Annotated in this window: 19 protein-coding genes; 5 read left to right on the top strand and 14 right to left on the bottom strand. The window is 40.9% G+C overall.

Annotated features, from left to right (window positions below; genetic code table 11):
• Positions 1 to 557 precede the first annotated feature (557 nt).
• Entirely contained in the window at positions 558 to 1,574 is a 1,017-nt protein-coding gene (locus tag ACGF63_RS05615) for a hypothetical protein (protein WP_387629394.1), read from the top strand.
• Positions 1,575 to 1,725: 151 nt separating this feature from the next.
• Here the strand turns inward: ACGF63_RS05615 and ACGF63_RS05610 are convergent, their stop codons facing one another.
• The 9 genes from ACGF63_RS05610 to ACGF63_RS05570 form a co-directional block, all read right to left on the bottom strand.
• On the bottom strand, positions 1,726 to 3,324 hold the full coding sequence (locus ACGF63_RS05610) for a serine hydrolase domain-containing protein (RefSeq protein WP_387629392.1): 1,599 nt from the start codon (positions 3,322 to 3,324) through the stop codon (positions 1,726 to 1,728).
• Between the two features lie 142 nt (positions 3,325 to 3,466).
• A complete protein-coding gene (locus ACGF63_RS05605; protein WP_387629389.1) occupies positions 3,467 to 5,062 on the bottom strand; it encodes a serine hydrolase domain-containing protein in 1,596 nt (531 codons plus the stop codon).
• Positions 5,063 to 5,319: 257 nt separating this feature from the next.
• The gene (locus ACGF63_RS05600; RefSeq protein WP_132353626.1) at positions 5,320 to 6,201 is read right to left on the bottom strand and encodes a DMT family transporter; all 882 of its coding nucleotides are present in this window, start codon (positions 6,199 to 6,201) and stop codon (positions 5,320 to 5,322) included.
• Positions 6,202 to 6,533: 332 nt separating this feature from the next.
• Positions 6,534 to 7,400: a hypothetical protein gene (locus tag ACGF63_RS05595; protein WP_387629386.1), complete on the bottom strand. Its 867-nt coding sequence runs from the start codon at positions 7,398 to 7,400 to the stop codon at positions 6,534 to 6,536.
• Between the two features lie 62 nt (positions 7,401 to 7,462).
• Complete coding sequence (locus ACGF63_RS05590; protein WP_387629383.1) at positions 7,463 to 8,422, bottom strand: fatty acid desaturase family protein; 960 nt, start codon at positions 8,420 to 8,422, stop codon at positions 7,463 to 7,465.
• A 7-nt stretch (positions 8,423 to 8,429) separates the two neighbouring features.
• Positions 8,430 to 9,530, bottom strand: a complete 1,101-nt coding sequence (locus ACGF63_RS05585) for an amidinotransferase (RefSeq protein WP_132353624.1) — start codon at positions 9,528 to 9,530, stop codon at positions 8,430 to 8,432.
• Positions 9,531 to 10,113: 583 nt separating this feature from the next.
• Positions 10,114 to 10,404: a hypothetical protein gene (locus ACGF63_RS05580; RefSeq protein WP_387629380.1), complete on the bottom strand. Its 291-nt coding sequence runs from the start codon at positions 10,402 to 10,404 to the stop codon at positions 10,114 to 10,116.
• A gap of 696 nt (positions 10,405 to 11,100) precedes the next feature.
• Complete coding sequence (locus ACGF63_RS05575) at positions 11,101 to 11,406, bottom strand: hypothetical protein (protein ID WP_036846393.1); 306 nt, start codon at positions 11,404 to 11,406, stop codon at positions 11,101 to 11,103.
• 664 nt (positions 11,407 to 12,070) lie between these two features.
• Positions 12,071 to 13,003, bottom strand: a complete 933-nt coding sequence (locus ACGF63_RS05570) for an alpha/beta hydrolase family protein (protein WP_387629377.1) — start codon at positions 13,001 to 13,003, stop codon at positions 12,071 to 12,073.
• Between the two features lie 152 nt (positions 13,004 to 13,155).
• Between ACGF63_RS05570 and ada the strand changes: the two genes are divergently transcribed.
• The 3 genes from ada to ACGF63_RS05555 are packed head-to-tail and all read left to right on the top strand — an operon-like array spanning position 13,156 to position 16,448.
• A complete protein-coding gene (gene ada, locus ACGF63_RS05565) occupies positions 13,156 to 14,238 on the top strand; it encodes a bifunctional DNA-binding transcriptional regulator/O6-methylguanine-DNA methyltransferase Ada (protein WP_387629375.1) in 1,083 nt (360 codons plus the stop codon).
• A gap of 17 nt (positions 14,239 to 14,255) precedes the next feature.
• Entirely contained in the window at positions 14,256 to 15,158 is a 903-nt protein-coding gene (locus ACGF63_RS05560; RefSeq protein ID WP_387629372.1) for a DNA-3-methyladenine glycosylase family protein, read from the top strand.
• A 45-nt stretch (positions 15,159 to 15,203) separates the two neighbouring features.
• The gene (locus ACGF63_RS05555) at positions 15,204 to 16,448 is read left to right on the top strand and encodes a cytochrome P450 (RefSeq protein ID WP_387629370.1); all 1,245 of its coding nucleotides are present in this window, start codon (positions 15,204 to 15,206) and stop codon (positions 16,446 to 16,448) included.
• 227 nt (positions 16,449 to 16,675) lie between these two features.
• Here the strand turns inward: ACGF63_RS05555 and glnG are convergent, their stop codons facing one another.
• From glnG to glnA, 3 genes are all read right to left on the bottom strand, one after another.
• Positions 16,676 to 18,100 (bottom strand): nitrogen regulation protein NR(I), encoded by a 1,425-nt coding sequence (gene glnG / locus ACGF63_RS05550; RefSeq protein WP_387629367.1) that lies wholly within the window; start codon positions 18,098 to 18,100, stop codon positions 16,676 to 16,678.
• 9 nt (positions 18,101 to 18,109) lie between these two features.
• Positions 18,110 to 19,159, bottom strand: a complete 1,050-nt coding sequence (gene glnL / locus ACGF63_RS05545; protein ID WP_036846259.1) for a nitrogen regulation protein NR(II) — start codon at positions 19,157 to 19,159, stop codon at positions 18,110 to 18,112.
• A gap of 135 nt (positions 19,160 to 19,294) precedes the next feature.
• Positions 19,295 to 20,704: a glutamate--ammonia ligase gene (gene glnA / locus ACGF63_RS05540; RefSeq protein WP_387629364.1), complete on the bottom strand. Its 1,410-nt coding sequence runs from the start codon at positions 20,702 to 20,704 to the stop codon at positions 19,295 to 19,297.
• 426 nt (positions 20,705 to 21,130) lie between these two features.
• Here glnA and typA point away from each other — a divergent pair, with 426 nt between their 5' ends.
• The gene (gene typA / locus ACGF63_RS05535) at positions 21,131 to 22,969 is read left to right on the top strand and encodes a ribosome-dependent GTPase TypA (protein WP_036846254.1); all 1,839 of its coding nucleotides are present in this window, start codon (positions 21,131 to 21,133) and stop codon (positions 22,967 to 22,969) included.
• 55 nt (positions 22,970 to 23,024) lie between these two features.
• Here the strand turns inward: typA and ACGF63_RS05530 are convergent, their stop codons facing one another.
• Both ACGF63_RS05530 and ACGF63_RS05525 read right to left on the bottom strand, forming a co-directional pair.
• Complete coding sequence (locus ACGF63_RS05530; protein ID WP_132355491.1) at positions 23,025 to 23,594, bottom strand: disulfide bond formation protein B; 570 nt, start codon at positions 23,592 to 23,594, stop codon at positions 23,025 to 23,027.
• A 14-nt stretch (positions 23,595 to 23,608) separates the two neighbouring features.
• On the bottom strand, positions 23,609 to 23,761 hold the full coding sequence (locus ACGF63_RS05525) for a DUF5993 family protein (protein ID WP_387629549.1): 153 nt from the start codon (positions 23,759 to 23,761) through the stop codon (positions 23,609 to 23,611).
• Positions 23,762 to 23,856: the final 95 nt, after the last annotated feature.

The following is a 23,856-nucleotide window of genomic DNA, read 5'->3' as shown; positions in this document are numbered from 1 at the left end:
CCTGTCAGGATATTTAAATAAAACTTTACTTTATTATTTTAATTAATTTTCTAACGGCAGAAAAATTTTGGCAAGTTCTCTGTTTTCTAATAAGTAAGAATAAGTTTCGGTTTTCCATACTAACTGCATTTACTTGGGTAAATTATATAAATAGTTGTTTTGAGGGTAATGGAATATATACAAATAACATAGTGTCGGTTAGTTTTCATTTAACTGGCTCAACAAGTTATCATAGTTAATTAAGCTGTTTGATACATTAAATAAACCCCACGAAATATATTTCATAGCCACATAATTTTAATTTGTTTACAAATTTAATTTTTCGTATAATGTTTCAACTTAACGATTGCAGTGTTAATTTAGGCTCGCATAAAAAGAGGGGAGGATATAGTGGTATTTTATCGTTAAGTTTGTTTAATATTTCATGATGAAAAATTTGAAAAAAAATTATTATGTATTATTTGATTATTTTTAATGAAAAATACTAAATTATATTACTGAGATTATTAATCTAGCAATAAGTTATAATAATTTAATTTCTAAATTAAGAGGTATATATGTCTACAGAGAATATGAATACAACTGATCAAACAGTTGGTAAAGATTCAGTTGTTGTTGGGAATGCAGAAGCACCAGCAATACACGCTATAGCAATTGGTGCTTCACCACTAGTTTCTAAATCAATTAGTGAGGCCGCTATTGCTATTGGGCAAAATCAACTGGCGGGTAGAAAAGAGGATCAGGATGACAAAATCATATGGCCAATTGCGATTGGCGCTGATTCTGTATCCAGTGGTTCAGCGTCTATTGCCCTGGGCCAAAAGGTTGTTGCTAGTGCGGTTCAGGCAGTAGCAATTAGTCAAAACTCCACTGCAACAGGAAATGCGAGTGTGGCATTGGGATCAGATTCTATATCCAGCGGTTCGGCTGCTATTGCTCTGGGGAAAAAAGCCATTGCCAGGGGGAGTCAGGCAGTAGCAATTAGCCAAAACGCCTCTGCAACAGGAAATGCGAGTGTGGCATTAGGGGAAGGCTCTGTATCCAGCGGCTCGTCTTCTATTGCTCTGGGGCAAAAGGTTTCTGCCAGTGGGCTTCAGGCAATTGTGATTGGTCAAAACGCCTCTGTAACAGGAAGTAGAAGTATTGTATTAGGATCAGACTCTAGATCCAACTCTTCGTCTTCTATTATCGTGGGGCAAAAAGTTAATGTTAGTGCATCTCAGGGAATTGCGATTGGCCAAAACACCTCTGTAACAGCAAGTGGGAGCATTGCATTAGGTGCAAATTCTGTTGCCAGCAAATCGAATGTTGTTTCTGTAGGAAGACCGGGTAATCAACGTAAGATTGTGAATGTTGCTGCCGGGGATATTTCCAGTAACAGTACGGAGGCGGTGAATGGTCAGCAATTATATGCTAAATTGACAAAAATAAGTGCATTGGATATAAAAAATAAGCAACTGGAAATGGATATTAAAAAGCTGGAGAGTATTATAGATCATCTTACCCGTTCTATTACTAACCTTACTCTGTTGTGCCAGAAAAATGCGGATGAAGTTGCTTTATTGAAGAAATGAATTCTTAACACCTTGGATAATTAATAACAAATGGATTCGGCTAAACTAATAAGTGCATTTTCAGGAAGGGCGGTTAGTTACTATTACCTTGCTTCTTTCCTTTTCCAAGGGAAAATGCACTGAAGTCCATCAACCATTATCAGAAACTACATCAATAAACTGAGACGAACTTCACCTTCCAACAACGTGAATCACTGATATAGAGATCAGGCTTATTCGTTTCAGGATCAAATATAAAATCAATAATAAATTTAGTGCTTGGTGAGAAATAACTATTCGCGTAAATACACCGTAAAATTTCTTTTTTTCCAGGATAGACAACACCATCAATATAAATCCCATCACCAGAAGCTGCGACAGTCAGAGTCGCTTCTGTTTCATGGCTATAATAGTTTCCTAATAACTGCTTAATATCGACACCACCTTTATCAATCTTCTTATCTAAATAAAAAACATTGCCATCTTCATTAATCTGTTCCAGTGCAATAACACTGTCATCTTCAATGACAGGTCTAAACCGGATTTGTCCTCCCTCTTCTTGGAATGTACCATCAGAATTAAAGATAATCGGGTTGCCTTTTTCGAATAAATTACCTAATAAATAGCAATCTTCTTTGGTAATAATATAAGGATAAGGTTCTATTCCTTTGAACATACCTGTAATATCAACATTACTGGTCCGACAAGTCTGTTTTTCTGGTTTAGTACCGTCGACATTAAACAATACATCAATACACTGTTGAATAAATTGAAAGGCATCAGTATTTGTTGCAGAAGTCACAGCAATCCCTAATTTATCATCAGGCAAAATCAAAACTTCTGATTTGAAGCCACTATAACTACCACCATGTCGTATTATCTTTTTCCCCTCACGTTGGTTGATAATAAAACCATAAGCATAGTTGCTACGATTACCATTGGTTAAATCTGGCGTCCGGGATAACTGAGGTAATAGATCCTGAACAATGGATGGCGAATAAAACGCTCTCATCCAACGGCACAAATCATTCACCGTAGAATGAAGCCCTGACCCCCCGACCACGGCATCGTTAAGATCATCTCTTTTCCACCGATTCAAATTCTCGTCATAGGCGTAGCCCATTGCCCGATCAAAGATAATCTTGGTCACATCATCATAGAAAAAGGTATCTTTCATCTTTAACGGGGTGAAAACATTTTCTTCGGCATATTCTCTCAGCGATTTACCTGAAACCACTCTGACTATTTCCGCCAGCAAATTATAGCCCGTGTTACTATACAGAAAATATTCCCCTGGAGTAAAATTAAGCGCTTGTTGCCGTTGAGCCAGTTTCCTCACCAACTCAATACGACGGTGATCAAAATCTGCGTTTTTACCCGCCAAACTATAAAGCAAAAACTCATCCCGTAACCCGCTGGTATGATGAATAAGATGCGCAATGGTAATATCAGAAAAACCAGCAGGGAAATAATCCAAATATTGTCCTACTTTATCATTGACACCAAGCTTTCCTTCCTTCTCCAACAAGGCAATACAAAAAGCTGTGAATTGTTTTGAAGTACTCGCCAGATAGAATTTAGTTCTGGGATGTACAGCAACTGCATATTCAATGCTGGATTTCCCAATATAGCGCTCATAAATGGTTTTATTTCCATGAGTGACAGCAACAGCAAGGGCCCCACCATTTTTCTTATTTTCAATATCAACCAGTTCGTTTATTTTTTCAAGCAACAACTTAATATTATTTGTAGGTATATTTGATTCCATCATTAATTTCCTTACTTTAAGGTTATACAAACAGGGTATACAGATGCAGTCTGGTAGATAATATCTTTAGGATCCCAATAAAATCCACACCATCCTGCCATAAAAACACTATTCTCAATTCTTATTTTATTGGCAACAATGCCAATTAAACCGGGACAAATTCTATCTTCCAGCAACGTGAATTACTGATAAAAAGGTGAGGTTTATTCGTGTTAGAGTCTAATTCAAAATCAATAACGAATTCAGTGCTGGGAGAGAAATAAACATTCCCGAAAATCCACTGTAAGACTTCTTTTTTTTCAGGATAGATAATTCCATCAATATAAATTCCATCGCCAGAAGCTGCGATAGTAAGAATCGCCTCTGCTTCATGGCTATAATAACTCCCTGATAACCGCCGAATATCGATACTACCTTCATCAATCTTCTTATCTAAATAAAAAGTATTTCTATCTTCATCAGTCTGCTCCAGTGCTATCACGCGATCATTTTTAATGATAGGTCTGAATCGGTCTTTACCGCCCTCCTCTTGGAATGTACCATCATGGTTAAAAATAATCGGGTTACCTTTTTTCAATAAATCACCCAATAAATATGAATCTTCTTTGGTAATAATATAAGGATAGGGTTTCACTCCTCTAAAAATACCGGTAATATCGACATTACTGGTCCGGCAAGGCTGTTTTTCTGGTTTAGTACCGTCAGGATTGAACAATACATCAAGACATTGATCAACCAGTTTAACAACATCAATATCCGTTGCGGTAGTAATAGCAATACCCAATTTGGCATCAGGCAACATGTAAACATTGACTCTGAAGCCAACGTAGCGACCACTATGTTGTATTATCTTTTGTCCTTCACGTTGGTTAATAATAAGACCGTAAGCATAATTGCTAATATTGCCATTGGCTAAATGTGGCGTGCGGGATAACTGAGGCAGTAGATCCTGAACAATAGATGGCGAATAAAACGCTCTAATCCAGCGACATAAATCATTCACCGTAGAATAAACGGCTCCTGCACCGGCCACCGAATCGTTGAGGTCATCTCTTATCCACTGATTCGACTCATTTTTATAGGAATAACCCATTGCCCGATCAAAGATAATCTCGGAGGCGTCATCATAGATACTGGTATCTTTCATCTTTAATGGGGCAAAAACATTTTCTTCTGCATATTCTCTCAGTGATTTACCTGAAACCACTTTGACTATTTCCCCCAGCAGATTATAGCCCGTGTTGCAATACAGATGGTATTCCCCCGGAGTAAAGTTAAGCACTTGTTGCCGTTGAATTAGCTTGCTCGCTAAATCAATATTCCTGTGGTCAAAATTTGTATTTTTACCCGCCAGATTATAAAGCAAAAGCTCATCCCGTAACCCACTGATATGGTGGATAAGCTGTGCAATGGTAATGTCAGAGAAATCTGTGGGTAAATAATCCAAATATTGTCTAACCTTATCATTGACACAGAGCTTTCCTTCTTTTTCCAACAACGCAATGCAAAAAGCGGTAAATTGTTTTGAAGCACTTGCTAAATAGAATTTAGTTCCGGAATGTGCAGCTACTGCATGTTCAAAACTAGCTTGCCCAATATAGCGCTGATAAATTGTTTCATTTCCGTGGGTGATAGCAACCGCGAGGGCGCCACCCTTTTTTTTATTTTCAATATCAACCAATTTATTTATTTCATCGATAAATAATTTAATATTATCTGTAGATATAGCCGATTCCATCATTAATTTCCTTATTTCAAGGTTATAAAAACAGAGCATATATATGCAGTCTGTTAGATTACGCATGCGAGCAATACTGTAAGACGGAAATAGTCAATATCCAAGTGATAGCCATTATCATTTAATATATAAGGAGCAATACAAAGTGACTGCGGGCACTCATCCAGATCAGCGAAATCATATTGGCAATTATTTTGGAACTAATAATGGCATCAAGGAAAAGGCTATTGCCGGGCTAATTGCGACCCGGCGACATAGCTTTATTGAGTGGAAAGAGATATTTTCTTGGTACGAAAGACCAATACAAGTCCTGACAAAATAGCAGCCATACCCAGCAGACTTAGAGCCGGTAACGAATTTCCCAAAAATAAATAATCCATTATGGCGGTAACACCAGGAACAAGATAAAACAAACTTGTTACATTCACCAAATTACCACGCTGAATAAGCCGGTAAAGTAATAGTTGAGCGACAACGGAAATCACTAACCCAAGCCATAATAATGAAATAATAAAACCAGGCACCAGTTGAAATTCAAAAGGCTGGAAAGGAACAAACAGTAAGCAAAGCAGTAAGCTAACACTATATTGCAGAGGTAAAACCACTGAAGGCGCTTGATGAATTCGTTTCTGTAAAATCGCACCAAAGCTCATACAAACCAATGCTGCTAAGGCAAAAGTAATACCTGCAAAGGAAAACCGAGACAACACCAGGCTTTGATACACCACTAATATCAAGCCCAGTAACGCTAATAATAAACCCGCTAAACGTACAATCGAAAAACGGCGTTCGATCACCAGCAGTGTGATAATTGGTTGAATTCCCATCACTGTCGCCAAAACCCCAGGCGTGATCCCGTTATCCAAAGCAAAAAAATAACAAATAGAATAGCCGCCAATTAATAAAACACCGGTACCGGCTATCTGCTTGCGTGTGCCGTGAACAGGCAAACAATGGCTATTACGCTTGAATAATAATCCCAGAAATATCAAAAAAATAAGCGCAATAGCAAAGCGCATCGTGAGAATGGCAAATGCGGTACTGTGATCAAGTCCCCATCGAGAAAAAATCGCACCACTGCTCCACAATAAGACAAACAGCAAAGTCGAGCTATAAGAGATCCATTGAGCTTTAGAAATCATAGGAATTTACACCTGTCTGACATTTAACGTACTCAAACCAACGCAGCCAGCCAAATCTGGCAACACTTGAATATAAACCCTCTCTCAAAGATGGGCATATTACACAGTTATGGATAATAACGGGGGTGGGGGTGGAGCAGGAGGAGAAATGAAAACAAAACGCATGCACACATATGCTTCGGCTAATACTAACCTGGCAGGTGAAATCAGTGTGCATGCGGGTAATAGCATTGTCTTCATCTTCTAACACTTACATTAGTCGTTTCTAAATGTAGACGAATATTCCACTATGGTCAAATAGACATGAAAAATTTTCAACGTCATGAACACACCTATGTCCACCAAATAAGATCACCATTTTGCTGTAATCCCATAAAACAGGTCACCAGCAAACGTCGTTCCGGTGAAGAAGTAGCATTACCATTCAATACCGCATGGACTAAATTCCCATTCAACAATACCAAATCTCCCGCCTCGATATTAATCACCATACTTGCATGATCTTCCAATAATTCAGATGGATATGGAAAACCACTGTAAGTTAAACCAAGGGCACGACGTGATTGGTCATCGGGTTGAATGTTCCATACTTTTAATTGCCCGCCCTTTTGAGGAACGTCAGCGTAAAAATTTACCGCCATGACACGATTAATTTGTTGGATCTCAAAATCACTCTGGCGTGGATCACTCAACTGCGCAAGATCATCATGAGGTAATAAAAGGAATTCACCGAAGTTATTCCAATACACAATTTTTGCATTTCCCGCAGCAACACCATGATACATAGCAGGACGCATTACCTGTGAGTTATTACCACTAAAATGAGTTACTTGCTCAATGAAATGATCCATTGGATTGATCGTATCCTGAAACATCTCATCAATTGCCGGACGGAAATTTTCTGCTTCTTCTATATATTGACGGGTATCTTTTTCAATATGAGATGCCCCAATAAAATACCCTTCAACACCATCAATACCTTTGCCGTAACGGGGAGTGCGAGCTGGAGAACGCCAAAAATTTTCAACTATTTTCTTTCTTTGTTCTGGTGGAAGAAAATGACGAACTCGACAAGCCGCAAGGTGACCATTCAAAAGATCAGCAACCGCATCCATTGATATATCGTTCAACGTTTCGTGTACAGTAAATTCTGATTCTGCCAGCTTTGTTCCTCTAATGCCGGATCTTTCTTGCATCATAACAGACTCCCCAATAGTAAATTCGTCGGGCTATCCATCAAACCTGTCCTGATTAACCAGGATTATTTTTGCCTTATAAATCTGTGCAGCAGAGATCTACGCCTATGTAAAAAACCTAATATCGCAGGTACGGGACTAATAATCCTCTTCTGCGCAGAGAGTTGGGTTGAATATTTCCTGCGTAAATCAGGTAACAGCTTCCAATGGGTGCCACCTGAGATATGATGCTCTTGATGATAGCCATCATTAAACATGAATAAATTATAAACACGTCCATAATAGCTCACTGAGTTTGCAAATCTGTTCTCCGGCTGTGCACCATAATGTTCGTAGTAGTTTTGAATATTAACCAGGACAAAGGCAAAATAGAGAGAAGGTAAATAACAAAACAAAGCCCACTTCCAGGACAAAGTGAATAAGATAATAATCCACACCGCCTGAAACAATCTATCTAACCTCAATTGCCATAACTCTTTAATTTTACTGGTTCTGGCATTAGAAAGAAGTTTTTCATACCCTTTATCAGCTTTACTAAGTGGTTTGTGCCAGATAAATAGAGACCAGCACATACGCACAAAACTACTATAAAAGGTAGATGCTGCGCCAAGGACAGAATAGTTCCAAAGAGTACTATGCTCCCCAATTTCTTTGCCATTTATAAAGGTAGAAGAGGTATCCAAAGGTCCGCCTTCACCTACTCCCCGATCGTTATTATATTTGTGGTGATTACGAACATGGGACAAGTGATAAGACTGTACAGACTGCCCAATATTCATTGAATTCAGTATCGACACAAACCCATTCATTACACGAGAAACGAACCAGGGAGTATGGGTGAAAAAATGCGATATCACTATTATGTTGTAAGTTGTCATCAGGGTAAGAAGCACAATGTTGACTAACCACCCCATAATAGTGAAATGATCCCAATACATGACGAGTGTAACCGTGGCTACCGTATGCGAAATGCTTAATATAAACATGACTGCATCCCAAGAGGAATATTTCCAGATAGCCATCATTACTCTCCTAGCCAAGATAAGACTGTAAACTTCCGCGTCGCCTTACATCCACTGTTGCACAATGGAAGGAGCCACCGAAGGAGTTAAAATTCCTGAAATTACATGGAATCGGCGTAAAGCCCCAACGTTTCATCGCCGCGATCATGGGTTCATCCTGCTTTTCAACAATTACCCGCTTCTCATCCAGCATCAGAATATTCATGTTGATCCATTTACTGGTCATATACAGAGGATGGTTGTCAGGAATAACCGGTTCAGGCGCATGCAGCACATCCCATCCTTTAAACAGCTCAGGAACTTTTAACACCTTTTTCGGGTTAATTAATAGTTTCCCTGGCGCCATAGGAACAAATGTGGCATCAATGTGCATAGGACTATCATCATTAAATTCAAAAACATGAATACGATAATCATCACCTAAATGACGGCGAAGCCACTCGATACCAAATTCATTCGTGACATGGCTTTTTTGCGCAATAATATCGCGCCCACACCGGATAAAATCCGCAGCATCAAATGTCGGTTCAAACTCGGTCACAGCAAGAGGAACACGATCCTTGCCATTAGGTTGATCCCATTCGAAATTATATTGTTCATCGATCAACTGTGGCTTTGGCCCAGAGCTCCATTTCGCGCCCTGTTTAAAATAATCTTTAAGTAAAGTCTTATAGGCCGCCGTTTCAAAATAGCGGGAGCGCCACGCCAGCGGGCATTCAATAATATCATCACCAATAACTAACAGTACATCACGGGGCATTGCACAATATAGCCCGGTGCTGCTCCAGCCCGGTGCACCAAATACCAGAGATTGATCCTGAGGTTCTGGCCGACGTACTGTTACCCCTTCGCTTTCAAGAATATGAACAAACTCTTCTAATTCCCGGGAAGCCGCTTCAATTTGCTCTTGTGGAAATGACCGGCCAGCATGCCGTTGAAAAGTAGCAACTTGATTTTCTGGTAGTACAGACTCCAGAGACATATGCCAGGAAGGGAATCTGGCACCATCAACAACACCGACGATCACCTCTTCAAGAGGATCCCATTCGTTAAAAGAATTAACTGGGGAAGAAATTTTATTGTTACTATCTATTAAATTTGAATCAAGCATGTCGTCTCCTGATATTTGAATACTATGTCGCCTTAAAACTGTAACAACTGTATTAATTGCGACCCTATCGCCATCAATGGTGACTTCTCAGAAAGAATTCAGTTTAAATATGAAGTAATGACTAATATGATGGCTCTACGCATCCCTACAGTTTGAAAAATTAAATGACTATGATTTTGTCAGGCTTAATAAACCCAGAAATAAATTATAATGTTTTTATTAAAAACGGTAATACACAGTTAAAAATTTTATTTTTTCATCATGAAACATTAAATCACTGTAATAATATACGATAACAACATTATAATTCCACCGTGCTTTTACAAACCTAAAATGACGCTATAAATTTACCTGCCAACAATAATATATAGACATTTAAATTTGTAAAGGCATTAGATTTAAGCACTGTGAAATAGAGCACATGTTATTGTTTGTCACATTATTATTTACTTATAAAACATTACCATGGATAAATAAAGTTGAATTTATTTATGAGATATTGTTGTTTTATTTTCTAATGATCAATTCCAATAGAGGAAGGCAGGCCAATAATATTATTGGCCTGCTTTTAGTTAATTATTGCTTATTTTATAGTTAAAGTTTTTATCATACCGGCAAGTCCTGAAGTAGTAGAGGTCTCATATTTTCCTGATATATTAAGATTCCGATTAGACATAGCCGCTAACAATATGTTATAAACTACTAACGAATGATCATTGGCTTTAGGATCGTTATCGTCTTCCCAATATATACCATACTTTGTCTCGGGCATCGTTTGGCCCGGTGGGGTTACAGTTACAACAACTCTTGGCTTGCTTTGATTATTAAATTCGACAGATGATACTTGACTCAACACTAGACTTATTTCGCTCATTTCAAACTCCATAATGTAATAAATAAATTTATATTACCCAAGATACAGAACAACAAACTGTTTACTTGTGGAATATAAGATAAAGGACACTTCTACTATAAGATCAGTATGCATTAATAGGTCACCTACGCATCAGATATAGTAGTTAGCATTTTTAATACTACATTAATACTTTATCTAACACATATAACTATAGATGCCATTCATACGTTGTCAAATAAAGGTGATAGCTTAATTTAAAAATACGTCTACATTGTCACAAAAAATAGAAATGCAGATCTTTCACACAATAACCTTGATATATCATTAACTTTTTCCACATCTAACAGTTACATGTATAAATTATAATAATCTACCTGGATATTTATTATCCTCCTTAAAAAGGTAAAATTATTGGTACAATCACAGAGTTAAAAAATAAATCATAGAAATTATAATCGGTGTATTGATCGTGGAATTATGTTGCACTGACTATATGAATCCACCAAATATTATTATATTATTCCCTAATGATAAATCCCAATAGAAAAAGGCAGAACGATAATATCACCATTCTGCCTTTGACTAAGTGCATCTAATAGAAAACATATTTATAATTTGAATAAAACCAGCTCTATCTGATTATATATTTCAAACTAAATTATTCTACAGAATCTGTGATTTCACGCACTCATTCAGAGGTTTAATAAATACTTATTAAATCTCTACACCTACTATATATTTCAGCTTCGCCAGCTTACTTTTTGCGACTTTTACTTTTATATCTAATTTTTCATGAAGAACACGTAAAAGAGACAGATAGAGCAGCACAATCTTCTCTTTATCTTTGTCACCATCAACCAGTAATAGATGAAAATCTTCAACCACGCCTAAAATATTCAGACTAACGATAACTGAACTGGGTGACAGAATATCAACTAAGACCTTCTCTACTTTACCCACTTTCAGTTCATCATCTACAAGCAGCTCTTCATGTAACAAAATATCTTTCTTAATTATCATGATATAAACTCCAAAATTTAATGTAACTAATTGATAAATAACTTATATGACTTCAGGATACAGACAATAAGCTATTCATTTTTGCAATATAAGATTGTGACCATTTCCACTAGAAAATAAGTGCCCATCAGGAATTTATCCAGCATTTAGATAATATACACAGCATTTTTGATGCCATATTAACGCTTTATCTAATACATATAACTATAGATGCCATTAATGTATTGTCAATAAAATACAAAAATAAATTTAATTATTTAAAATCAATATTTTATTAACAAACAACAAATAGCTCATAACATTTCAATATTATATTTCATGGGAATTACAAGCGGGCAATTAATAATATAGTGTTTTATTGGCAATATTATATATCACATCTCACTCTGTGATTATAACAAGAAGATAAAATAAAGATCATGCAATTGTTATATTATTAAATTGATTACAGCCTATCAATGACCATTTTGTTATTTATATCTAATTTAATTTTTGCATTAAATACAATTATCTGTCGTAAGATAAGTTTTTTGGACTCAAAATAAATATAGAATTAATAACGAATACAATCCCAAGATAATACTATCAGAACGTGGTATCAATATTAATTATACCACGCTTTATTACAAAACGGCCTGACTAATACCCTTTAAATCACAAACGCTTATCCAGAAGCCCTGGATAACCAATTTCTGATGTCTTCAACGATAGGAGTAACTTGCAAAACATCCTCTCTATCTTTAAATCTATGGCTTAGCCCCGGGTATTGATAGAAGGTAATATTATTTTTCTTTAATTGCGCTTCCATTTCTATAGCTGCACTCACACTGACGGAATTATCATTCAGTGTTTGAATAATCAAAATAGGTCTTTTCGTCTGACTTAATACTTTATATTGATTAATACCGAGCGAGACTTTCCACCAATTAACGCCATGATTACTCATTTCCAACTCACCAACATGATGATCGGTACGTATTTCTTTCTGAAACGCTCTAAATCCCTTAATAGCCTCATTGATATGCTCTGGTGGGACCTCACTCTTCATACTATGAATAACATCATCAGCGAAATACTGACCACCCCCATTCAGCGCAATCGTTCTATCAATATAATTAACTTGTGATGTCATTAAATTGGCGACTATAGCCCCTTCACTTCCCCCTAAAACAATGATCTTCTTATACTTATCTTGATTCTTTAGATAACCAATAATCTGAATATAATCTTTTACCCGCTGTTCTGGCGTATCTGATCTTATGTAAGCCTTAGGACAATCCGAACGTTCCACCGCATCAGACCAGGGGAGAGAGGCATTAATGCCATATTTCTCTACAGTTAAGACATCAGTATCCGGATAAATATCACTGAATGTCTCATTCACAAATTTATTATTAGCGATACTGTTACAATCAGAACCTTGTATCAGTACCAATAAGTTTTTTCCACCTCTTTGCTTGAGATAGTAAGTTATTTCACTACCATCATGACGGAAAAACTGTTTATGCGTATCTGAGTAAACAGAACTTATGCAACATAAAAAAACCAGAACAGACGCCAGAATTCGCTGTCGTAAATTAAAACCATATGCTTTCATTAATCTCTCCTTTAGCTGACATATTAAAGACCACAAACTGGCGATATTGTTCCTGTCAGGAAAATTTTTAAAATTTGAAAGCAAGGTTCAGAGTTTTCTTACCTTAATTCCTAACTATAATGACTACAACGCCAACTTCCTGGAGATACGTAATGAAAAGCGATAAATGCCCTCAGGCAAAGAAAACATTAGATGATCCCCGTTGGCAAGACATTCTCAATAAAAGCCCTGAACCCGATATTCCGTTTGTTTATTGCGTATTGACGACAGGTATCTATTGCCGCCCATCCTGCCCTGCCCGTTTTCCCAAACCTGAAAATATTCTATTCAAGGACACATGGCAGGCAGCAGAACAAGCTGGTTTCAGAGCCTGCCAACGCTGTCATCCAAACTCAGAATCGCTTGACGAGCAGAATATTCAAAAAGTTGCTCAAGCCTGCCGATTAATTGAAGAATCAGATAGACCTATCAGTTTAAAAGTCTTGGCTGCTCAGGTTGAACTCAGTGAATTTCATTTTCACCGGCTTTTTAAAAAACAAACGGGCCTGACACCCAAACAATATGCCGACTTACACCAAGAAAAACGGCTGCGCCATAACCTCATCGCAACAAAAGATTCTGTTACTCATGCTATCTACAATGCCGGATATGGCTCTAATAGCCGCTTTTATGAAAAGGCTGAAAATATATTAGGCATGCGCGCTTCTCAATATAAAAAAGGGGGCAAAGGCTATACTATCCGTTTTGCTATCGGCACCTGTCACCTTGGGGAAATTCTTGTTGCGCAGACCGATAAAGGAATATGTGCTATATCCTTGGGTGATGATGCGGAACAGCTTATCCATAAACTACAGGATATGTTTCCCGCAGCGGAACTGATTGGTGGAGACAGTCATTTTGAAAAAACGATGGCTTACGTCGTCGGCTTTATTGCACAGCCTAAATCGAGATTTAACCTGCCCCTGGATATTCAAGGCAGTACATTCCAAAAACAAGTCTGGCTGGCACTAGAGAAAATCCCAATGGGTCAAACAATAAGTTATCAGGAATTAGCTGATTACCTTGGTAATCCTAAAGCTGTTCGGGCGGTAGCAAATGCTTGTGCCGCCAACAAACTTGCTGTGGCGATTCCATGCCACAGGGTAGTACGTACTGATGGTTCAATATCGGGATATCGTTGGGGGATTGAACGTAAAAAAGTACTGCTGGCATATGAGAAAAAACAATTGCTGTGACATTTGAGATTTTTAAAATGAAAACTATTTTATCAACAAAAATCACATTACCCGATAATTATCATACCCACGATTTTTTCGCTTTTCACCAAAGGGATAAACAAAATATCGCTGAAATTGTCGAACAGAATCAGGTCAGAAAAGGGATCTGCTGGGATGGAAAACCGGCTGAATTAATCATAGCTATTGATTCGGCAATCGCACAGATACAACTCAATATTGATGGTGACACAATAGCAAATGCGGATGATCGCCTGCCGGCTTTAGCCTCTCATATGTTAGGGCTTTTACAACCTGTTCATCTATTTGAGCTTTTATATAAAGAACATCCGATTATTGGTTCACTTATTTCCAGACAATCAGGTTTAAGAATTTATCAGTCAGCAACACCATTTGAAGCATTAAGCTGGGCTATTATTGGTCAGCAGATCAGCGTCAGTGCTGCTATATCCATTCGCAGGCAATTTATTCAGGCAATAGGGGTCCCGCATTCTTCCGGGTTATGGTGCTTTCCAACCCCCAGACAAATAATCAACCGTTCAGAAGATGAATTACGCCAATGTGGGTTTTCTGTCAGCAAAGCCAAAGCGCTACTCCTTTTAAGTCAATTAATTGAATCTGGCGAATTAACATTAGAAATCTCTGATAGTGAACAGAATATTCAACAATTAACACACAATCTGCTGGCGATAAAAGGCATTGGTATGTGGACCATTAATTATGCCCTATTGCGGGGATTTAATTACCTGAACGGTTCATTACATGGTGATGTCGCAATAAGACGTAATATCCAGAGGCTAATCAACCAAAATGAAAAAGTTTCCGCGGAACAAGCAGAAAAATGGCTGGCAAATTTCGCTCCCTGGAAAGCCCTGTTAGCCGCACATTTATGGCGGCAAGAGTCAAGTGCAGGGTATTGATAATGATAGATATAACCATTCAACTCAGAAGAGAGAGGCACTTTTATGAATATTGCAACTGCAAACAAGATACGATTTAACCCTGCTTCTCCAACATTTTCTCAGAATTTGTATCAAATCTATCAGCATATGCAACAACATCAGCCTATCTTGCGGCTTGGACATACTTGGGTGCTCACTCGTTATCAGGATGTCAGCTATGCGATGAAAGAACCTCGCTTAGGTAACGCTGATATTCTACAGCATGTGCTGACTGAGCTTCAGCGCCAACAAATCATGCTAAACCAACCACTACAAGACTTATTACAGAGGTCTTTACTGTTCAAGGAGGGAAATGCCCACCATGTGCATAGGAAGGCATTACAGTCACTGTTCAGCGGCACATGCTACCAATCACTAAAGCAACTGATTCAAGAGGAAATAATACGGGTTGTTCAAGCGCTAAAGGGGAACAACCAATTTGACGGTATCACGCAGTTAGCCAATCTGATTTGGCCCCGCACTTTTGCTCTTTGGCTTAACCTGACAAGTGAACAGCAGGAAGTCATCGCTCAAGAAAAGCAAAGTATCCGCCTATTGTTGGACCCCAGTGAGATTACATTTGCAAGCCTGCAATCGATGATGAAAGCAATGAAAACATTAGATGATCTCTTCAACCAGTTGTTGAACATGCATTTTGCAGGCCGAGAATCGCTGTTTTTTACAGCCCTCTCATTAGGGTATCACCAAGACCACGATGCATTGAGGCACTTCTTCAGTACAGATTGCATCACGCTCATAATAGGCGGAAGTGAAACGGGCGAGGCGCTTATTGGTAACCTGATTCAGGAGGTCGCAATGGATGCAACCCTTCAACAACGTCTCCGTGAGGATCCGGCATTGATACGACTCGCCGTTCAGGAAACCATGCGCTATGAGTCACCTCTACAAATGGCGCGCCGTACTGTTCTTAAGCCTATATCGTTCCACGGTAGAACACTGAAAGAGGGGGATAGCGTATTACTTTGTCTCGGGGCAGCAAATCGTGATGAGCAACAATTCAATGACGCAGGACGTTTTATTATGGGAAGAAAAGACGGTCAGCGACATTTGGGATTTGGTGTTGGTATACACCAGTGTATTGGGCAATTACTGGCTCAATTTCAAGCAGAAAGTACATGTGAAGCTATGCTCCGTATTTTGCCGCCATTTGTCATGGCCGCACCAGGGCAGTGGCAACAAAATAACCGGATGTTGCGAGCATTGGATGTGTTGCCACTGACAACGTCTTTCGGCTATTTGAAAGGATAGATATTACTATCTGAGATATAGTTCTCCAATTTTTCTATCGCCGGACTAATGTCAACGGATCCCTGATCAGGGATATGAATGAACGGCTTATTGCTGTGTGGCAGAGCTGGAAGCGTTAATGAACGACGGTGTGGATATATCAACACTGGTAAGAAAGATGGAGGCAGGGTGATTATAGCCCTGTCTTAACCATAAAATCCGGATGCCCATCAAGAGATACTTTCTCCTTACTCCAACCCTAACTCTTTTAACTTCCGTGTAATAGTATTTCGTCCCCAACCCAACAGCCGTGCAGCATCCTGCTTATGTCCTTGGGTATGTTTAAGTGCACAGTTAAGTAAAGTACGTTCCAGCAATGGTAAGGCTTCAGATAGCAGATCCTTCTGACCATTTTCCAACGCATTTGTTGCCCAGTGAGCGAGTAGCTGCGGCCAGTTTTCCGGCATTGTTGTTGCCAATGTTGCCATGCTGGTTTCAGGGTGATGAGTTTCAAATAATTCAGACGGCAAATCTTGTACCAATACTTCCTGACTTGCCGCCATGACAGTCAGCCAACGACAGATGTTTTCTAACTGGCGAACATTGCCCGGCCAGGGTAAACGCATTAAGGCAATTTCTGCGTCAGGATGGAGCATTTTTGCTTCTACGCCCAGCTCTTTGGCAGTTTGTTGCAGGAAATGGCGGGTCAGGCGAGGGATATCTTCCACTCTGTCACGCAGGGGAGGTAACTGCATACGAATAACATTCAGGCGGTGATACAGGTCTTCTCGGAATTTGCCTTTTTCTACCAAACGTTCTAGATCCTGATGAGTTGCAGCAATAATCCGCACATCCACTTTCACGGGGGCATAGCCGCCAACCCGGTAAAACTGGCCTTCAGCTAATACCCGTAACAGGCGGGTCTGAATGTCCAATGGCATATCGCCAATTTCATCAAGGAATAGCGAACCGCGATTGGCCTGCTCAAATCGTCCATGACGTACTTGGTTGGCACCGGTAAAAGCCCCTTTCTCATGACCAAACAGCTCTGATTCAATCAAATCTTTAGGGATCGCTGCCATATTAAGTGCAATAAATGGCTCATTGGCTCTTGGGCTATGGCGGTGCAGGGCATGGGCCACCAGCTCTTTCCCTGTACCGGATTCGCCATTAATCAGCACACTGATCGAGGAGCGGGAAAGGCGGCCGATAATGCGGTAAACATCCTGCATAGCAGGCGCTTCGCCGATCATGTCGGAAACCGGTGTCACTGCTTGTGGGTTTTTCGTGGGTTGATTTTGTTCGCGGGAGTGACCAAGCGCCCGTTCCAGCAGTGCGACGGCTTCATCAATATCAAAGGGTTTTGGTAAGTAATCAAAAGCACCTTGTTGATAGGCGTTAACTGCGGCATCCAGATCAGAATGGGCCGTCATAATAATGACCGGCAGTAACGGGTGATTCTGCTTGATGTTATTCAGCAGGTTCAATCCGTTCATTCCCGGCATGCGGATATCAGAAATCAGGACATCAGGTGTGTTTTGGACCAGTGCAGTCAGTACACTGTCAGCGTCTGCGAAACTGATGCATTCCATCCCCGCGCTACTCAGTGCCCGTTCAAGTACCCAGCGGATTGAGCTGTCATCATCAACGATCCAGATTTTTCCTCGTTGCATAGTTATCCTCTATTTCTTGATCGGTAAGTAGATAGAAAATTCTGTGTGCCCCGGCCAACTGGTAAATTCTATTTTACCAGAGTGCTGATCTATCAAATTGCGGGCAATGGATAGGCCAAGACCCGTTCCGCCTTCATGAGCACTAACCATCGGGTAAAACAGTGTGTCCTGAATCTGTGGCGGGATACCTGGTCCATTGTCTTCCACATCTATTCTGGCAGCCAGACGATAGCGCTGACCATGCAGGGTGATTTGGAAAGCGGTCCGGGTACGCAGGGTAATGGTGCCACCCTGTGTGCCCAGAGCTTGCAAGGCATTACGGGTGATGTTCAGCAGCACCTGCTCAATCTGATCCGGGTAGTGAGCCAGTTCCGGCAGACTTGGATCGTAATCTTTTATCAGTGTGACATTATCCGGCATTTCCAGCGAGACTAATTGATAGACCCGTTCAGCAACATAATGAATGCTTTGTTTAATTTGTTCGCCCGGATGTTGTGGGCCAAGTAATCTGTCTACCAGGTGACGCAACCGGTCCGCCTGTTCAATAATCACCTGGGTGTATTCCTGCAAAGCAGGATCAGGCAGCGCTCTTGAAAGTAATTGCGCAGCTCCCCTCAGCCCGCCGAGAGGATTTTTAATTTCATGTGCCAGCCCCCGAATCAATTCCCGTGCTGCTATCTGCTGGGCTTGTTGTACCTGCTCTTGACTTAACCGGCGTTGACTATCCATAGGTGCCAGTTCCAGCAAAATAAACTGCCCGGAAATGGGTTGGGCACTGAGCGACATAATATGAGAGCGGTTATTAACCACTAACGTCACTTCGTTGTCAGTAAAACTCTGACCGCTGACTAAACTGGCGTGCATCAGCTCTGTATCCAGTGAAAAGTAACTGAACAGCACCGGAAGAGGTGTACCTAATAGTTTACGGGCGCTCTGAGCGAATAGTTGCAGCGCTGCATGGTTGGCATAGCGGATCACGAGATCGGTATCCAGCACCAGTACGCTGTTAATCAGTGAGTTTAATATTTGCCCGGTATCGGGTAGGTTTTCCGTTTTCATTTACACTCCCGCACCTTTTTGGTGCACTGTATCATATTCGAGCGTAAAACCCAGGGAATAGGAAAAAGGCCCATCCGAAGATGGGCTAAAGGTTTCACGGCAACAAAAAATGATCAGCGGGAACGGCGCTGGTAATTACACACTGTAATACAGTTCAAACTCCAGTGGATGTGGTGTCAGGCGGACACGCTCCATTTCACTGTTTTTCAATTCAATATAAGCATCAATGGCGTCATCGGTGAATACGCCACCACGGGTCAGGAACTCGCGGTCAGTATCCAATGTTGACAGTGCTTCATCCAGAGAAGAAGCGACGGTTGGGATCTCTTTGGCTTCTTCCGGTGGTAGGTCATACAGGTTTTTATCCATCGCATCACCCGGATGGATTTTATTGATAATACCGTCAAGGCCAGCCATCAACTGAGCGGCAAATGCCAAATAAGGGTTAGCTGCCGGGTCAGGGAAACGTACTTCAATACGGCGGGCCTTGGTGCTGGCGACAACCGGAATACGGATGGATGCAGAACGGTTACGGGCAGAGTAGGCCAGCATAACCGGTGCTTCGTAGCCCGGAACCAGACGTTTATAAGAGTTGGTTGTCGGGTTGGTAAATGCGTTCAGTGCACGGGCATGTTTGATAATACCGCCGATGTAGAACAACGCCAGTTCGGACAAACCACCGTATTTGTCACCGGCAAACAGGTTGGCGCCGTTTTTAGACAGGGACATATGGCAGTGCATGCCGGAGCCATTATCACCAACCAGTGGTTTTGGCATGAAGGTGGCGGTTTTGCCAAAATTGTGCGCCACATTATGTACGACGTATTTGTAAATCTGGGTTTCGTCAGCCTTTTTGGTCATCGTGTTGAAACGAGTAGCAATTTCATTTTGACCGGCAGTGCCAACTTCATGATGGTGAGCTTCCACAACCAGTCCCATCGCTTCCATTGTCAGGCACATGGCTGAACGTAAATCCTGAGAAGAATCAACCGGAGGCAGCGGGGCGTAACCGCCTTTTACCGCAGGTCGGTGGCCTTTGTTACCGCCTTCGTATCGAGTTCCGGAGTTCCATGCTGCTTCAATATCATCAATATGGTAATAGGAACCCGACATAGAACTGCCGAAGCGTATGTCGTCAAACAGGAAAAACTCAGGTTCAGGCCCACACAGGACGGTATCTGCAATGCCGCTTGAGCGCAAAAAATCTTCAGCGCGTTTGCAGATGGAGCGTGGATCACGTTCATAGCCTTGCATCGTGCCGGGTTCCAGAATGTCACAACGCAGTATCAGAGTGGCATCATCAAAGAACGGATCAAGCATCGCTGTACTTGGATCTGGCATCAGCACCATGTCGGATTCGTTAATACCTTTCCAACCGTGAATTGAAGAGCCATCGAACATTTTGCCATCTTCAAAGAAGTCCGCATTAACCTGATGAGCAGGAATGGTCATATGTTGTTCTTTGCCTTTGGTATCAGTGAAACGCAAATCAATAAACTTCACCTGATGCTCTTCAATCATGGTTAAAACATGTTCAGCGGACATACTCGGTTTCTCCTGGTTTGTGTCGGTCTTGGTAAAATGGTTTTAGATTAAGACGTAAAGAAAACACAGTTACATTGTTTTACCTTAACAAGGCTATTTACGCGTTTGCAAACTTGTTGTTGTAAAAAACAATCTTATTAGATGAGGAAAACAATTGCGAAAAGCGTGCCAACTTTCTGACACCTTGCAATATACTGTGTTATGGGTATCCCCATAGGGGAATACTTTAATATTCAGGAAAATTGCACTGTATTAGTGCGATTATGTTACTATCCTGCACCCTGTCGGTGCATTTTTATCAATAGTGCATCTTTTATAGGCGTGAAAGGGATCACAATTCCATTGGTATCAAGTTGTTAAGAACAGATTCTTGTGATCCTGTTTAGTCCCTCGACCAATGTGTGTACAATAGCGCGCTATTTCTAAATGCCTGAGGCAAAGTTTGTGATCGAAAAATTGCGTAATATCGCCATTATCGCGCATGTTGACCATGGTAAAACTACCCTGGTTGACAAGCTGCTGCAACAATCCGGTACTTTCGGTGACCGTGCGACAGCGACAGAACGTGTGATGGACTCCAATGATCTGGAGAAAGAGCGTGGAATTACTATCCTCGCAAAAAATACCGCCATTAAATGGAATGACTACCGTATTAATATCGTAGACACTCCGGGACATGCTGATTTCGGCGGTGAAGTAGAACGTGTTATGTCTATGGTTGACAGCGTATTGTTGCTGGTCGATGCCATGGATGGGCCAATGCCTCAGACCCGTTTTGTAACTCAAAAAGCGTTCGCTCATGGTTTGAAACCTATTGTGGTTATCAACAAAGTTGACCGTCCTGGCGCACGTCCTGATTGGGTTGTCGATCAGGTGTTTGACCTGTTTGTAAACCTGGGTGCGACTGACGAGCAACTGGACTTCCCAATTATCTATGCATCTGCACTGATGGGAATTGCCGGTATTGAGCATACTGATATGGCCGAAGATATGACTCCGTTGTATCAGGCGATTGTCGATCATGTAGAGCCACCGAAAGTTGACCTTAATGGTTCATTCCAGATGCAGATTTCTCAGCTGGACTACAACAACTATGTTGGTGTTATCGGTATTGGTCGTATCAAGCGCGGTACGGTTAAACCAAACCAGAACGTGACGATTGTTGATAGCGAAGGTAAAACCCGGAACGGCAAAATTGGTAAAGTTCTGGGCCACTTGGGCCTGGAGCGTATTGAGAGTGAGCAAGCGGAAGCGGGTGACATCGTTGCGATTACCGGTTTAGGCGAGCTGAATATCTCTGATACCCTGTGTGATACCAATTCAGTTGAAGCGTTGCCGCCATTGGCTGTTGATGAGCCGACGGTAAGTATGTTTTTCTGTGTTAACACTTCTCCTTTCTGTGGTCGTGAAGGTAAATATGTTACTTCACGCCAGATCCTTGAGCGTTTGAAGAAAGAGCTGGTTCACAATGTCGCGCTGCGTGTTGAAGAAACCGAAGATCCAGATGCGTTCCGTGTTTCTGGCCGTGGCGAATTGCACTTATCTGTTCTGATTGAGAACATGCGCCGTGAAGGTTTTGAGTTGGCGGTATCTCGTCCGAAAGTTATCTTCCGTGAGATCGATGGCCGCAAACAAGAGCCATTCGAGCAGGTAACTCTGGATATTGAAGAGCAACATCAGGGTGATGTGATGCAGGCACTGGGTGAGCGTAAAGCTGATCTGCGCGATATGTTGCCCGACGGTAAAGGCCGTGTGCGCCTTGATTACATCATTCCAAGCCGTGGTTTGATTGGTTTCCGGACTGAATTCCTGACCATGACCTCTGGTACTGGCCTGTTGTATGCAACATTTAGCCACTATGATGATATTCGTGCGGGTGAAATCGGTCGCCGTCAGAACGGTGTCATGATTTCCAATGGTCAGGGTAAAGCGGTTGCTTATGCGCTTTATAGCTTGCAGGATCGTGGTAAGTTGTTCCTGGGGCATGGTGCGGAAGTGTATGAAGGCCAAGTGATCGGCATTCATTCCCGCTCCAATGACTTGACAGTTAACTGCCTGACAGGTAAGAAACTGACAAACGTCCGTGCGTCTGGTACTGACGAAGCGACAACCTTGTCTCCGTATATTAAGAAAACCCTGGAGCAGGCTCTGGAGTTTATTGATGATGACGAACTGGTAGAAGTGACTCCTGTGTCAATTCGCCTGCGTAAACGCCATCTGACAGAAAACGACCGTCGTCGTGCGCATCGCAGCAAAGAGGCGTAATCTTTCTGCCATGCAAATGCTTAGGGCACCGATGGTGCCCTGAGTTTTTTTGGATTTATTTACCCAGCAATTGATAAAACGTTGGGTTGTCATCACATTGCCCGCCGCCACATTCCAAAATGGTAGAGATCAAATTTGCTGTAATTAATACGACAAATATTCCAATAATAATCTGACCGAAAACAGACTTGCTTTCCTTTTCTTCGGTCGTTTTTACCAGACTTTTCAATATCAGCATGACTGATATGGCGATGATAGCGATAACTGAGGAGATGAGAGCCCAAGTATAAAAATGTATACCAAAAAGTGCAGAGCCATAACCGATATCGCCAGGTGTGATATGTAAAAACACTTGTCGGATTGCAATAATTCCGGTCACAAGACTACCGATAAGCGCGATGCCATAGTGTGCGCTTTTTATACCAAAACGGAGATTAAACAGGAAACCAAATCCTATCATAATCATGCCTGTCCGCTGTAGCAGACATAATGGGCAAGGCAATTCAGAAAGGACTAGTTGATAATAGAAGGCAACGGTAAGTGCGGCACTAATACCAAATAACCCAATGATGTTGAATATCATGCCGTAGCTGATCGTCTGTTTTGTTGTTAATACCTGATTCATCAAATTGTCTCCTGTTAAAAAGATAGATTTAGCGAATCAGTCGCATGATGAATAAACCAAGCTATGGTTGTCACCAGAAGAAGGCTCCATAGGGTATAGCTAATTTTATTCTTTCCAACCAGGGTGGTTATGACCGCAAAGAATGCGAGTAAAAATGGTAAAAACATGTACATGGTTCATTCTCCTATTAATGCTAAAAACATTCAAAACCTTCACCTGAGCAGATAGCCTTCTTCAGGGGAGGAATTCATAATACCAAGCT

It is taken from the genome of Photorhabdus sp. RM322S (genome assembly GCF_042879395.1).
Taxonomy (GTDB): domain Bacteria; phylum Pseudomonadota; class Gammaproteobacteria; order Enterobacterales; family Enterobacteriaceae; genus Photorhabdus; species Photorhabdus khanii.
This window is presented reverse-complemented; position numbering and strand designations above follow the sequence as displayed.

Coding starts and splice junctions, on each gene's coding strand:
- glnA (WP_387629364.1), bottom strand. CDS start 20,704: ATGTCCGCTGAACATGTTTTAACCATGATTGAAGAGCATCAGGTGAAG.
- glnG (WP_387629367.1), bottom strand. CDS start 18,100: ATGCAACGAGGAAAAATCTGGATCGTTGATGATGACAGCTCAATCCGC.
- glnL (WP_036846259.1), bottom strand. CDS start 19,159: ATGAAAACGGAAAACCTACCCGATACCGGGCAAATATTAAACTCACTG.
- ACGF63_RS05610 (WP_387629392.1), bottom strand. CDS start 3,324: ATGATGGAATCAAATATACCTACAAATAATATTAAGTTGTTGCTTGAA.
- ACGF63_RS05525 (WP_387629549.1), bottom strand. CDS start 23,761: ATGTTTTTACCATTTTTACTCGCATTCTTTGCGGTCATAACCACCCTG.
- ACGF63_RS05590 (WP_387629383.1), bottom strand. CDS start 8,422: ATGATGGCTATCTGGAAATATTCCTCTTGGGATGCAGTCATGTTTATA.
- ACGF63_RS05570 (WP_387629377.1), bottom strand. CDS start 13,003: ATGAAAGCATATGGTTTTAATTTACGACAGCGAATTCTGGCGTCTGTT.
- ACGF63_RS05580 (WP_387629380.1), bottom strand. CDS start 10,404: ATGAGCGAAATAAGTCTAGTGTTGAGTCAAGTATCATCTGTCGAATTT.
- typA (WP_036846254.1), top strand. CDS start 21,131: ATGCCTGAGGCAAAGTTTGTGATCGAAAAATTGCGTAATATCGCCATT.
- ACGF63_RS05615 (WP_387629394.1), top strand. CDS start 558: ATGTCTACAGAGAATATGAATACAACTGATCAAACAGTTGGTAAAGAT.
- ACGF63_RS05595 (WP_387629386.1), bottom strand. CDS start 7,400: ATGATGCAAGAAAGATCCGGCATTAGAGGAACAAAGCTGGCAGAATCA.
- ACGF63_RS05605 (WP_387629389.1), bottom strand. CDS start 5,062: ATGATGGAATCGGCTATATCTACAGATAATATTAAATTATTTATCGAT.
- ACGF63_RS05585 (WP_132353624.1), bottom strand. CDS start 9,530: ATGCTTGATTCAAATTTAATAGATAGTAACAATAAAATTTCTTCCCCA.
- ACGF63_RS05575 (WP_036846393.1), bottom strand. CDS start 11,406: ATGATAATTAAGAAAGATATTTTGTTACATGAAGAGCTGCTTGTAGAT.
- ada (WP_387629375.1), top strand. CDS start 13,156: ATGAAAAGCGATAAATGCCCTCAGGCAAAGAAAACATTAGATGATCCC.
- ACGF63_RS05555 (WP_387629370.1), top strand. CDS start 15,204: ATGAATATTGCAACTGCAAACAAGATACGATTTAACCCTGCTTCTCCA.
- ACGF63_RS05560 (WP_387629372.1), top strand. CDS start 14,256: ATGAAAACTATTTTATCAACAAAAATCACATTACCCGATAATTATCAT.
- ACGF63_RS05600 (WP_132353626.1), bottom strand. CDS start 6,201: ATGATTTCTAAAGCTCAATGGATCTCTTATAGCTCGACTTTGCTGTTT.
- ACGF63_RS05530 (WP_132355491.1), bottom strand. CDS start 23,594: ATGAATCAGGTATTAACAACAAAACAGACGATCAGCTACGGCATGATA.